We start from the raw sequence: 12,488 nt of genomic DNA, 5'->3' as shown, positions 1-12,488 counted from the left end.
GAAAGAAGATGGAAGCCCCCTATGGATGGATCTTCTTCGGCAATTTCGACCTGGCGCTTGTTTCGCTCTACCTGTTCTGGATCTTCTTCGCGGGGCTGATCTGGTACATCCAGCGCGAGAACATGCGCGAGGGCTATCCGCTGGAGAACGAGGATGGCAGCCATGCCAACTCGCTGCTGCCGGTGCCCGGAGTGAAAACTTTTCAGCTTCCTCAGGGCGGCGAGGTGCAGGCGCCCGACCTGAAGCGCGAGGTGCGCGAACTGGCACTGGCCCGCACCGCCGTGAACGGTGGCTTTCCCTTCGCGCCGACGGGCGATCCGATGGCCGATGGCGTCGGGCCCGCATCCTATGCGATGCGGCGCGACGAGCCGGAACTCGACGGCCACGGGAACCCCAAGATCCGGCCAATGGCAGTTGTGGGCGATTTCGCCGTCGCTGCAGGTCGCGATCCCCGTGGCTTGCCGGTCAAGGCCAATGATCGCCAGTCGCCCGGGACCGTCAGCGACATGTGGGTGGACGTGCCCGAGCAACTGGTGCGCTACCTGGAGGTCACTCTGGCGGACGGGTCGAAACGGCTGATCCCAATGGGCATGGCGCGCATCAAGGCAGATCACGTCGCCGTACGCGCGCTCGATGCCGACCGCTTCGCCGGCGTCCCACGCGCCAAGGCCGGCGATGTGGTCACGAAGCTGGAAGAAGACATGATCTCGGGCTTCTACGGCGGCGGGACGCTCTACGCCCAGGACAAGAAGGGCTCGCGGCGCAAGGCGCTGAGCGAGCTGTTCTGACCCACGCCGACACCATCGAAAGGACCCAACCATGAGCCATGACGATTTCGCATTCGAGCCCGTTCCCGGCCTGCCCGAAACGCCGCCCGCCGGCGAGGTCGTCCTGTGGCAGGGGCGCCCCCAGACAAGGGCGTTGGCGATGGAGGCTTTTCGGATTCACTGGATCAGCGGCTACTTCGTACTGATCGTCGCCTGGCGCGCCACCGTTGGCGCCTTTGACGCGGGTTTCGCCGGTGCGCTGGCCTTCGGCCTGCCATATGCCGTCCTGGGCGTCTGCGCCTTTGCCGTCCTCTACGCCCTGGCCTGGGCGCAGGCACGCGCGACGGTCTACACGATCACCTCGGCGCGGGTCGCGATGCGGATCGGCGCGGCGCTGCAGGTGACGATCAATCTGCCGTTCCGCCAGATCGCCAACGCCGAACTGGACCTGCGGACGCGCGGGACGGGCACGATCGCCTTCGAGACGCTGGGGGAGACAAAGTTTTCTTACTTGGTGCTTTGGCCGCACCTGCGTCCCGGACATGTACGGATCACCAAACCGGCGCTGCGCTGCATCCCCGATGCCGCCCGCATAGCACGCCTGCTGGCCGAGGCCGCCGACGCGCGGATCAGCGCCCCGGTGGTGAGCCGCGCCGTTCCGGCCGCCGCCGCCCTCGCCGCCGAATGACCGGAGCTTAACGATGACAACCAACCCGAACATCCCCGCCGCCGGAATCGCGCGCAAACCTGGCCTCAGACGGCGCGACCACAACGACATGATCCCGATCGGGCTTATCCGCGCAATGTTTGCGCTGGCGGGCGCGTCGCTGCTGCTGGTCGCCTTTGCAGTCTGGACAGACCGACCCCTAGTCGCCGTGCCCCCGCCCGCGCCGATCCTGTCGGAGCACCGCATCATCCTGGTCGGCGGCGGCGCACAGGCCGTGACCGTCCTGAGTACCGAGCGGCGCATCGTCGCAGACATGGCACATGGCGGCTTCGTCACGGTGATCCAGAACGGGCTTCAGCGCGAGCGCTTCATGCACGGCCTGTCGCCGGAATTGCCGATCCGCATCGTAGCCTACGCCAACGGCCGGTTGACCGCGCATGACGACCACACCGGCTGGAGCGTCGAACTCGGCAACTTCGGCGCCGACAACAAGGCCGCCTTCGAGCGGTTGATCGCACAACTGGACTGACCGCGACCGGAATACCGGCGCACACGAACTGGACTGCAAACAAAACCAAGGGGAACCAGAGATGACACTCATTCAAAGAAAGGTCGAACGCGTGCCCTGCACTGTCGAGGTGTCGCACCGTTTCGAGAGTCTGCACGCGCATGTGCGCTTCGACAACGGCGCCGTGGTGCATCCGGGCGACGAGGTGCAGGTCCTGGGTGCGCCGATCATGGCCGCCTGGGGCGAGGTGATCACCGAGGAGCGCGAGGCAATCATCACCCGCGCCACCGCGCTGGAACGGCTTTGGACGCGCTTGACCGGCGATCTGGAGTTCATCGAACTCTGCGAATTCTCGTTTTCCGAGGAGATCACGGTATGAACGTGCAAACCCCCGCCAACGCCACCGCCCACGAAGAACTTCACGCCGAAATTGGCGATCGTTTCGACACCACGGCCATGGCCACCGAAACGACGCTTCTGAACCCGCGCTTCTACACCACCGACTTCGACGAGATGGACAAGATCGACGTCAGCCCGGTGCGCGCGGACTGGGACGACCTTCTGGCGCAGATGAAATCAGACCCCAACAAGGGGCATTTCAAGAAAAACGCCGACTGGGACCAGATCGACTGGGACGGCATGGAGCCCGGCCTCCGGCGCGAGTTCATCGACTTCCTGGTCAGCTCCTGCACCGCCGAATTCTCGGGCTGCGTGCTCTACAAGGAGATGAAACGCCGCGGCACCAACCCCGACATCAAGGAACTCTTCAGCTACATGAGCCGGGACGAGGCGCGGCACGCGGGTTTCATCAACGACGCGCTGCGTGAGGCCGGTGTGGCAGTGAACCTAGGTTTTCTGACCAAGTCCAAGAAGTACACCTACTTCCGGCCGAAGTTCATCTACTACGCCACCTACCTTTCCGAAAAGATCGGCTACGCGCGGTACATCACCATCTACCGCCACCTGGAGGCGCATCCCGAGCATCGCTTCCACCCGATCTTCAAGTGGTTCAAGGAATGGTGCAACGACGAGTTCAGCCATGGCGAGGCTTTCGCGCTACTGATGCGCACCGACCCCAAGCTGACGCAGAGCACCGTCAACAAGCTCTGGATCCGGTTCTTCCTGGTGGCGGTCTATTCCACGATGTGGGTACGCGACCACGCGCGCGAACGCTTCCACGAAGCGCTTGGCGTCGACATCGAGTGGTACGACCAGGAGGTATACCGCAAGACCTCGGCCATTGCCCGGCAGGTCTTTCCGATCGAAGTGGACATCGACCATCCCCGCTGGCTGCCGAACCTGCGGCGCATGGAACGCGCCTTCCGCAAGATGGACGCGGCGCAGAAGCAGGGCGGGCTGGGCGGAACACTGGGCAAGTTGACCGCGGGCGCACAAGCCGCCTTCGCCTTCGCCGCGCTCTACACGATCCCGGTCAAGAAGAACCGCCTCCCCGAAAGCGTGCGGCTGCAGCCCGCCTACTGAGACCGCGGGCGCGTCCCGCGCCCGAGCAAGGAGACCCGCAATGCTCGAAACCCCCTGGATAGCCGTGCTGGGCGCGCTGTTCCTGTGGTGGTTCTGCACCGGCATCCTGCTCTGGCGCGTCCACCGTGCCGACCGCGGCGGGCCGGACGACCACATCTATTCCGCCCTTCTGGGGCTGCCCTTGCTGGCCGCAGGCGTGCTCGGCGTGAACGCGACGCTGGGCGATGCCTCGGCGCAGGGCGTCTGGCTTGCTTTCCTCTCGGCGCTCGCGCTCTGGGGCTGGATCGAACTGGCGTTCCTGTCCGGCGTGATCACGGGCCCCGTACGCGCCCCCTGCCCACCGGAATTGCGCGGCAGCGCGCGTTTCTGGCGCGCCTTCGGCACCATCGCCTGGCACGAGGCGGTGCTGGTGCTGACGCTTGCGGCGTTGATCGCAACAGCTGCCGGAGCGGCAAATGCCTTTGCGCTCTGGACCTTCATGGTGCTTTTCGTTGCGCGCATCTCGGCCAAGCTGAACCTCTTTTTCGGCGTGCCGCGCATCAATCTCGACTTTCTGCCTTCACCGCTGGCGCATCTGGCCAGCTACTTCCGCCAGGGTCCGGTCAGCGGGTTCTTCCCGTTCTCGGTGACATTGATGGCGCTCGCCCTCGGCTGTTTCATCGAACGCCTGTGGTCAGCCGAAGCCGCCGGCGCGCAGATCGGCTTCACGCTCCTGGCGGCGCTCACCGCGCTGGCGCTTCTCGAACACTGGTTCATGGTCTGGCGCGTGCGCGACGACAGGCTGTGGCGCTGGCTCTTGCCGGCACCCGAAACGACTCCAACGACACGACGACTGCGAAAGGACAGCCATGGACTTTGATCATCATTTCCGTAGCCAGCTCGAAGCGCTGAAGGCCGAGGGCAACTATCGCGTCTTCGCCGAGTTGCAGCGCAAGTGCGGCGCCTTTCCGCGGGTTCGTCACTATGCCGCCAACGGCGAGGACGAGGTGACCGTCTGGTGTTCCAACGACTATCTCGGCATGGGCCACCACCCCGATGTGGTGGATGCAATGGTCGACACGGTGCGCGACTGCGGCACAGGGGCCGGAGGTACGCGCAACATCTCGGGCAACAACCATCTGCACCGCGTGCTCGAGGCGGAGTTGGCCGATCTTCACGGCAAGGAGGCGGCGCTCCTGTTCACCAGCGGATACGTGTCGAACTGGGCGGCCCTTTCCACCCTTGGCGCGCGGATCCCCGGCGCCGTGATCCTGTCGGACGAGAAGAACCACGCCAGCATGATCGAGGGGATCCGCCATTCCCGCGCCGACAAGGTTATCTGGAAGCACAACGACTGGCGCGATCTGGACCACAAGCTGAGGGCGGTGGGCGACCGAGCGAAGATCGTGGCCTTCGAATCCGTCTATTCGATGGACGGCGACATCTGCCCGATGCGCGAAATCGTCGAGGTGGCCGAGGCCCACGGCGCGCTGACCTATCTGGACGAGGTGCATGCGGTCGGCATGTACGGCCCGCGCGGCGGCGGCATATCGGAAGCGCGCGGCCTTGCCCACCGCATCGACCTGATCGAGGGCACGCTGGGCAAGGCCTTTGGCGTCGTCGGCGGCTACATCACCGGGTCTGATGCGCTCTGCGACTTCATCCGATCCTTCGCCTCGGGTTTCATCTTCACCACGGCGCTTCCGCCTGGCGTGGCGGCCGCCGCGACGGCATCGATCCGGCATCTGAAGACTTCGGACGCCGAACGCCAGGCGCAGAGCGCGAATGTCGCGCGGGTGCGCACGCGGCTCGACCGGCTGGGAATTCCGCATCTGCCCAACGACAGCCACATCATTCCGGTGATGGTCGGCGATCCGGTGAAATGCCGGCAGATCAGCGATATCCTGATGAACGACTGGGGCATCTACGTGCAGCCCATCAACTACCCGACAGTGCCGCGCGGCACCGAACGGCTGCGCATCACCCCCGGCCCGCTGCACGACGAAAGCGATATCGATCACCTGGTCCGGGCGCTGGAGGCGCTTTGGCGGCAATGCGCGCTTGCGCACGCAGTTGCGTGACGAGGGTGATCCAAACAGCCGCCATCCGCGTAGTAGACAAGTAAAGAGGAGGACAACCATGAAACGATTGACCCTTGCCGTGGCCACGCTGTCGCTGTTCGCCGCGCCTGCCCTTGCCGGCGACCCTGCCGCGGGCGAAGCGGCGTTCAACCAGTGCCAGACCTGCCATGTGGTCGAAAACCCGGCAGGTGAAGTGCTGGCGGGGCGCGCCGGTCGGCAGGGCCCAAACCTTTACGGCGTGATCGGTCGGCAGGCCGGCACCTATGAAGACTTCCGGTATCAGCCCTCGATCGTCGAGGCCGGCGAACAGGGTCTTGTCTGGGACGAGGAAAACCTGGTTCCCTACCTGGTGAACCCTCAGGATTTCCTGCGCGAGACGCTCAATGACCGTCGCGCACGTTCCGGCATGTCGCATCGTGTGCGCAACGAAGGCATGGCGCAAGATCTGGTGGCGTTCCTCGCTCAGTTCAGCGAGCCGGCCGAAGAGGCCGAGGAAGCCGCGGACTGATACGCTAGTCGCGTCGCCGACCGCGCGACGCTGCTGTCACCGCTGGAATTTAGCCCGCTGCATTGTGCTGTCAGACGAATGCGAACCAGTCTCAGAAAGCCCTACCCGATTCGGCCTCAGCCCGCGCCGAGTTGGCGCCACTCGGCGAGAGCGGCGGCACGGTTGAGTTTGAAGTTGTCTCGGCTGTAAAGGTGACGCTCCTGGTTGAAATGGTTGTGGACCGAGGAATGGACGGCGGCGAAGGTTTGCAGAGATCGCATGCGCCGGAAACGCAGCATCGCCCGTTCCCTTCGTCGCAATGGGAGGTGAGAGTTTTCCGCACGATTGTTGAGGTAGCGCCCTGTTTCCTGAAGGGCCGTGGCGCCCATTTCGCGCAAGGCCGCGCCGTACGAACGCAGACGATCGGTCACGATCGACTCCGGCGCCCCATGCCGCCGCATCGCCTTTTTAAGGAATTTCAACGCCGCCTTGCGGTCGCGGCGCTTTGTGACAAAGGATTCGAGCACCTCGCCTTCATGATCGACCGCGCTCCAGAGGTAGTGCGTCTCGCCGTTGATCTTCACGAACATCTCGTCGAGGTGCCACCGCCACTGCGGGGATGAGCGCATCCGCTCGACGCGCCGCCGACGAATCTCCGCGGCGAACATCGGGCCGAACCGGTTCCACCAGAACCGCACCGTCTCATGGCTGATCTCGATGCCGCGCTCGTGGAGCAAGTCTTCCACGTTGCGCAGAGAGAGGGGGAACCGGATGTAGAGCATCACCGCGAGGCGGATGATCTCGGGGCTCGTCTTGAAGTATCGGAAGGGGCTGGGGTTCGGCATCGTACGAAACTACGCGACCGCCCTGCCCCGCTCAAGGACTTTGCTCTGACACTGCCGTTCGCCTTTCTCTCCAAGATCTACACTTTTTACACTGCCCCAGGTCCTCGCGAAGCGAAGCTCCTCAACCCTACGGCAGCTGTCCCCCTCCGGACCGGTCAAGCTTGATCAGATCGGTCCGCCGGTCGCCGTTCCCTTCTGGATTGATCGGAGCGGGCGTTGCGAAGTGCCAGACAAAAAGCGCGTCGCGACGGACATGCCCGCGGGCGAGATCTTGGAGCAGGTCCGGGAACTCGATCCGTGTGGGAAGAGATCCGGGCGCGTGGAGGCGCGTGCGGGCCGTTGTTTCCACCGTTTCGATCACCGAATAGACCGACGCAGGCGGTGCGATCACCGGGGCGGCGACGACGCGTACGCGGAGCGTGAGGCTCACCTTTTCCTTGACGGCAAGGTTGATGATCAGTGTGTCACCGGCCGAGAGGGCCGCATCCTCGGGCGCCGTCGCCACGCGCAGATCCGCCAGGCGCAGGCGCACGGCGGTGTGGGCGTTGATCGAGACCTGCGCCAGCGAAGTGTCGGGGGACAGTTTGAGCTCCAGCTCCTGGGTGGTGCCGGGGGCTGCAAAGGGGACACGTTGGAACGTGACCGCGGCTGGGGCCGTATAGGTGACATCGAACACGTCTTCGACCGGGTCGATCTGCCCAAAGGCGAGCAGCATGGTGCTGTCGGAGTTGTATTCGCGGCGGTCGGCGGCGGCGCGGAATTCGTCGGTGTCGTCGCGGTCCGAGTCCAGGGCGGCTTGGCTGGCGAGGACCCGGTCATAGGCGGGATCGCCAAAGGCGATGGTGCGGGTGCGCGTGCGCACCACGCGCCGACCGCCTGGGTCGAGCGTCAGGGGCAGGTCCATGGACACGGCGGGCGCGACGTCGAGATCGTTGTCCAACGGCTCGGCCCCCGCCGCATGTGGGAATTTCAGCGTGAGGGAGAGGTGCGTATCGGCGGTGGCCTCCGCCAGCCGTTCTTGCAGCGAGTCGATATTGGGAAAGGTGAGCGTCATGATCACCGCAAGGCCGTCCATCCCGACATCAACTTGGTTGGGCTGGGTGATGAGGTGTCCGATAGCAAGCTGGCCGATCAGGCCCCTATCCCTATGCAGCCCAAGGATCCCACGCGGATCGCCGAGTGTGCGCAGCGGGTGCACGGGACCCGTGAAGTGGCCCATGAGGCGGATGCGCAGAGTGCCCTGCCAGGCAGGTCCGATGCGCAGACCCGCCGCCCCGCCCTCGCCGCCCGCGTCGATGCGCCAGAACGTGCCGTTGTCCTCAGACAGGCGGATGACATCGCGCGGGTCATCGAAGGGCTCAAACGGCAGCAGCTTCGGCTTACCGTCAGCGGCCTCCCCAACGTCGGCGCGGGACAGGTAGGTGCGGCGGCGTCTCTCGAGGTGGTTGGGCTCGGGGTCAGGAGGCAGCACTGTGCTGCGCGGGGTGCGCAGCGCGTGCGAGAGCACCGGCGCCGTGTCGGCCGGGCGGCCCGTGCCGGGCCAACCGCCATCCAGGAGCACCGGGCGTTCCGGCTGTCGTCCGGCGAGGGTCAGGGAGGCGGTCGAGACCTCCATCGCGCCGGGGCGGCGCCCGATGGTGAGCCGGTTGATCCGCGCAGGCGTAAGGGCCTGCGCCGCCCAGTCGCGGCCCAAGCCCTTGGTCGGAACGGGTGGCTTGATGTCGCCCGGATCGGCGTCCCGACGCTCCAGCAGCGTCTGGGTCAGCGCTGGGTCGGGCGCGCGGCGGCGGGTCGGGGCGGGGGCGAGGTGCCGCGCGGCCGGGCCATCATGCGCAAAGGGTGTCTGCCCACGTTCATAGACGACGTGTTGGCCAAAGCTGGCAAAGATCGAGTCGGTGGGGCTTTGGGCATTCAGGGCGTGGGTGGGCCAGGTGATACTTTGCCCACGCCCGGAAAATCCGGGTTCGGGCGCCTGAACGGCGCGGTCGGGGCCAAAGCTGGCCGCGAGATGCGGGGCCAGCGGCTGTGTGGCCATTGGCCAGCCCAGGGCCGGGGAGGCGCCGATGGGCGTTGTCAGAGGAATCACTCAATTCCTAGCTTCGTTGACCCTCGGCTTGATACGAGGCCACAAAGGTATGTTCTTCAAGGCAATAGCCATGAAAGTGCGCGGCGAGCCAGAACAATCGTGCGAGCACAGCCTATCATCTCCGGTTCCTCTGACAAGGCCCAGGACGGTTATCGTCACCTCGGCAACCGGGCTCGCTTCAAAGGTCGTGCGTATGGTCGCGGACCAGTGACATGTCATCGCCAACGCCCATTTTTTCCAGTTTGGGGGATTCCCATCGCAGTGGACGAGACGCTGACCGATGCAGGTCCTGCGCAGCGCTCACCGTTCGTCAGTTTGTCGTCGTTCGGGGCCTGGTTTTCGTATGCTGGAGGTCACAGTCGAGTCCGAAGAAAGCGAGCTTGATCCGGCTTCGCAGTCTGGTATCGTAAAAATTAGAGATGTCGTGTTGTTGGTTGGCAGGAGCGAACGATGCGAAGAGCCACACTGCTCGTCACGGTACTCGTCATAACGGTTCCATTCACGTCTGCTTTGCCGCAGTCAGAAACCAGCAGGAACTTGCTGCTACTCTTCAGTCAGGCCGAATGCATTAACCGAAATGCAGCACGGTACCTGGAGTTCGTCGAAGGTCCCACGTTGATCTTTCCTGGTTTCTGCGAAGACGAACTCTTTGACCCGTCGCCGGCACAGGTCGCCGCATTGACCTCTGAAAACGCGTTTGGACAAAGCTCCATTCTTTTACGCCCTAGCGAGGGAGGCGCTCCCGTTGAACGCTCGCGAAACGAAAAGGCCACTGCAGTCGTCCTCACGGAAGACCACATAGTTTGTCTCAGCCAGCGGTTTGCAGATGTTGTCAGGCGACAGACCTGGACCCTGGAAGACGGAGGATCGGTCGAGATGGCGGAGATCCTCCTTGACATCTGCTGATGACGAACCGGAGCAGGAACGGCGTGCCCAACAGGAACGACGTGCCCAAAAGGAACAGCGCAAGAAACTGAAACGTTTCAGTAACAAGCTCTTATCCATAAGGGTGATCCAGCTCGCGGCACTTCTGTTCGCAGGCACTTTTGCGCTGTTCGAGCTAACCCTGACACGACTTGATCGCAGAGTTGACGCGTCCCTCGAATACGCAGAGCGGTTCACGGAAGGCGCCGTAGCAGAGCAACGGCGAACGCTCGACCGCGCATGGTATGCACGCGCTGAGGACGTCGCTGGACTTCGACAACTCACCAGTTCTGAGTCTTCGGAAGGACTTGAGGCGTTTCAGGCCTTCTTTCGAAGAGAGATCCTCCGGGCTGACAACGGTGCAAACGAAGTCGACCTGAAGCTTGCTATCGCCGAGATCGCTGACACGCTCGATCAACTGGCGCTTTGTGTGAAACCTCCGGACTGCTTTCGACCATTGTGCGCACTCCGGGCGAGGTGTGACGCTACCACGGCCAGGCAGCATTTCTGCGAATATGCTTTGAGCTTTACCAACCTCTACCAACCCGTTCTCGAGGATATTCAGCAGGAACTGGGCACTGCAGAGCTCGGCGGCTCCGCGCGAGCCTTCGCGGCTTCAAGGGGGTGCCGACCATGAATCACAACCAGATTAAACGAGGCTTACTCTCGCTTGCCGCGCTGCTGGTTTCCGGACAGCCGTCGCTTTCCGCAGACATTTTTTGGGCAGAACCATTCAATCAGTCTTTTGTGCGCGCCTATCCGGAGCCTTCCTTTGGCGATCCACTCGAAGCGGGTAGCGTCTTCGATCTTTCCAATGCGCCGCATTTACGCATCGAAGGTCGAATTGAACCCGGAGACAATGAGCGATTAACCAATCTACTTCGCAAGAAACTCCCGAACTGGCAGTTCGACATGTTCAACGACGTCGTGGTGTCAATGAACTCTCCAGGGGGCGATTTCTACGAGGGGCTTGCGATGTCGGATACAATCGCCGGCTTCCACGTCACCACATTCGTCGGCCCCGGCGACGAGTGCCTTTCGTCCTGCGCCATCGCCTTTCTTGGCGGCCAGAACATAATGACCCGCAACAATCCTCCGTGGCCATCGCGATATTTGCACGACACGGCCATTGTCGGCTTTCACGCTCCATTCTCGTCGATCACTGCATCAATACCAATCCCAATAGGTACGCCCCTCAATGACAGACTCACGGGGCAGCTGGCGGACAGCTTTTACGGTCAGGCACGCGCCGCAATCAACGAAATAGCGGCGCGGATGGCAAGATGGCAGGTATCGTCCGACTTCGTCTTCAGCATGCTTTCGAAGGGTGGCGGCGCTAGAAGCGACATGCCGTTACATGAGGAATACGTTCTCATTGACGACTACACTAGACTTGTTGAGACGTCGTCTGTTCTGTTGGCGTCGGAAATGAACTTTCCGCGGCAAATCACGGTGAACGGTGCACAGGAAGCCTGTAATTTCCTGACCTACTTCAATACCCGTCGGACGTTCGCCGTTTTTCAGGCAAGCTTAGGCACTGCTTCCTATGTCAACGACGACGTCATTGCAGCCGGGCGTTACGTGTTCGGGAACGAAGATAGGCCGCCAGTCTACGAACCGATTGAAACCGTTGCCGGCCGTTATCCCGAGCTAAGGACTTCCGGGGCAGGTGTCACGACCTCGATCCATCTCGTCCCCGGCACCGACCCGACCGCGTTCTTCTTCGATGGCTTCATGCCAGGTCTCGGGCCGATCCAGTGCAGCGTGTTCCAGTTCACCGACGAAAGATGGTATGTCAAAACCTTCAACGAGAACGTTCACGCAAGCGACCAGTATGGCTACTTGCAGGGACGAGAATGGACACCTCTCGAACTTCTGGATTACGAAACGCCATATCCCGTAAGCGAGTTCGTGGCTCTGGGCTGGTCGATGTCCTGGATCGATGGCAAACGTCTTGAAACAAGGGAACTGGAAAATTTCCCGGAAGACATTCGCGCGATCGAAGAGGCGAGTTTCAACTGTGACGGAGACCTCGACCCAGCGGCGCAAGTGATCTGCGAGTACCCGGAACTTTCGGCTGCGGACGGCCGGATGGCGGCAGCGTACTTGCGCGCCCTGGTCTCGGCCGGGCCTCAGGTCCGCGACTCTCAGCGCCGGTGGATTGCGTTGCGGGCACGGTTGTGCCGGCCTGAGGAGATTGAACGAGAAAATCGACGCCGTCGCGATGAACTCGCCAGGTGTCTCTTTGGTCTCACGAACGTCCGGACACAGGAGCTCCTCAGGCACATGTGACAAGGTCGCAAACGAGGGACGATCCCCGCACTCCCGCTCGGCAATAAGCCCCCCGTGCGCTGTCAGACTAACGCTAACCAGTCTTAGAAAGTGTGCTGTCAGACAAATGCGAACCAGTCTCAGTTATCCCAGCAACACTCCGCCTCAGGCCGCGCCGAGCTGACGCCACTCGGCGAGGGCGGCGGCGCGGTTTAGCTTGAAGTTGTCTCGGCTGTAGAGGTGACGCTCCTGGTTGAAATGGTTGTGCACGGAGGAATGGACGGCGGCGAAGGTCTGTAGCGTTCGCATCCGCCGAAAGCGCTGCATCGCCCGCTCCCGTCGTCGCAAAGGTTGGTGCGAATTCTCTGCACGGTTGTTCAGGTAGCGGCCT

General features: G+C 63.0%; 14 protein-coding genes. 11 read left to right on the top strand and 3 right to left on the bottom strand.

The annotated features are described in order from the left end of the window. The first annotated feature begins 8 nt into the window (after positions 1-8). The 8 genes from puhA (at position 9) to IM708_RS14970 (ending at position 5,992) form a co-directional block, all read left to right on the top strand. Positions 9-788 carry a photosynthetic reaction center subunit H gene (gene puhA / locus IM708_RS15005; protein WP_209427395.1) on the top strand — a complete coding sequence of 260 codons (780 nt, stop codon included), beginning with the start codon at positions 9-11 and terminating at the stop codon, positions 786-788. Positions 789-819: 31 nt separating this feature from the next. After that, positions 820-1,455, top strand: a complete 636-nt coding sequence (puhB, locus tag IM708_RS15000; RefSeq protein ID WP_209427394.1) for a photosynthetic complex putative assembly protein PuhB — start codon at positions 820-822, stop codon at positions 1,453-1,455. A gap of 13 nt (positions 1,456-1,468) precedes the next feature. After that, positions 1,469-1,963 (top strand): photosynthetic complex assembly protein PuhC, encoded by a 495-nt coding sequence (puhC, locus tag IM708_RS14995; protein WP_209427393.1) that lies wholly within the window; start codon positions 1,469-1,471, stop codon positions 1,961-1,963. Between the two features lie 61 nt (positions 1,964-2,024). Then, entirely contained in the window at positions 2,025-2,321 is a 297-nt protein-coding gene (locus IM708_RS14990) for a hypothetical protein (RefSeq protein ID WP_209427392.1), read from the top strand. Further along, the gene (gene acsF, locus IM708_RS14985) at positions 2,318-3,424 is read left to right on the top strand and encodes a magnesium-protoporphyrin IX monomethyl ester (oxidative) cyclase (protein WP_209427391.1); all 1,107 of its coding nucleotides are present in this window, start codon (positions 2,318-2,320) and stop codon (positions 3,422-3,424) included. The genes IM708_RS14990 and acsF overlap by 4 nt, the downstream gene beginning before the upstream one ends. A 40-nt stretch (positions 3,425-3,464) precedes the next feature. Next, the gene (puhE, locus tag IM708_RS14980; RefSeq protein ID WP_209427390.1) at positions 3,465-4,283 is read left to right on the top strand and encodes a putative photosynthetic complex assembly protein PuhE; all 819 of its coding nucleotides are present in this window, start codon (positions 3,465-3,467) and stop codon (positions 4,281-4,283) included. Beyond that, entirely contained in the window at positions 4,273-5,484 is a 1,212-nt protein-coding gene (gene hemA / locus IM708_RS14975) for a 5-aminolevulinate synthase (protein ID WP_209427389.1), read from the top strand. The genes puhE and hemA overlap by 11 nt, the downstream gene beginning before the upstream one ends. A gap of 58 nt (positions 5,485-5,542) precedes the next feature. Then, entirely contained in the window at positions 5,543-5,992 is a 450-nt protein-coding gene (locus IM708_RS14970; protein ID WP_209427388.1) for a cytochrome C, read from the top strand. 116 nt (positions 5,993-6,108) lie between these two features. Here IM708_RS14970 and IM708_RS14965 read toward each other — a convergent pair whose 3' ends face one another. Beyond that, on the bottom strand, positions 6,109-6,816 hold the full coding sequence (locus IM708_RS14965) for an IS6 family transposase (RefSeq protein ID WP_209427387.1): 708 nt from the start codon (positions 6,814-6,816) through the stop codon (positions 6,109-6,111). A 127-nt stretch (positions 6,817-6,943) separates the two neighbouring features. Further along, the gene (locus IM708_RS14960) at positions 6,944-8,851 is read right to left on the bottom strand and encodes a hypothetical protein (protein ID WP_209427386.1); all 1,908 of its coding nucleotides are present in this window, start codon (positions 8,849-8,851) and stop codon (positions 6,944-6,946) included. A 501-nt stretch (positions 8,852-9,352) separates the two neighbouring features. Here IM708_RS14960 and IM708_RS14955 point away from each other — a divergent pair. Genes IM708_RS14955 through IM708_RS14945 form a run of 3 tightly spaced genes read left to right on the top strand, consistent with a single transcriptional unit; the run spans position 9,353 to position 12,118 of the window. After that, positions 9,353-9,808 (top strand): hypothetical protein, encoded by a 456-nt coding sequence (locus IM708_RS14955; RefSeq protein ID WP_209427385.1) that lies wholly within the window; start codon positions 9,353-9,355, stop codon positions 9,806-9,808. Beyond that, positions 9,795-10,463, top strand: a complete 669-nt coding sequence (locus tag IM708_RS14950) for a hypothetical protein (protein ID WP_209427384.1) — start codon at positions 9,795-9,797, stop codon at positions 10,461-10,463. Before IM708_RS14955 ends, IM708_RS14950 begins: the two co-directional genes overlap by 14 nt. Beyond that, complete coding sequence (locus tag IM708_RS14945; RefSeq protein ID WP_209427383.1) at positions 10,460-12,118, top strand: lysozyme inhibitor LprI family protein; 1,659 nt, start codon at positions 10,460-10,462, stop codon at positions 12,116-12,118. The genes IM708_RS14950 and IM708_RS14945 overlap by 4 nt, the downstream gene beginning before the upstream one ends. 144 nt (positions 12,119-12,262) lie before the next feature. Here the strand turns inward: IM708_RS14945 and IM708_RS14940 are convergent. Next, positions 12,263-12,488 (bottom strand): DDE-type integrase/transposase/recombinase (locus IM708_RS14940; protein ID WP_209427382.1); only part of this gene is annotated, 226 nt, incomplete at its 5' end.

This window comes from Pararhodobacter sp. SW119, assembly GCF_017811755.1.
Lineage (GTDB): Bacteria > Pseudomonadota > Alphaproteobacteria > Rhodobacterales > Rhodobacteraceae > Pararhodobacter.
This window is presented reverse-complemented; position numbering and strand designations above follow the sequence as displayed.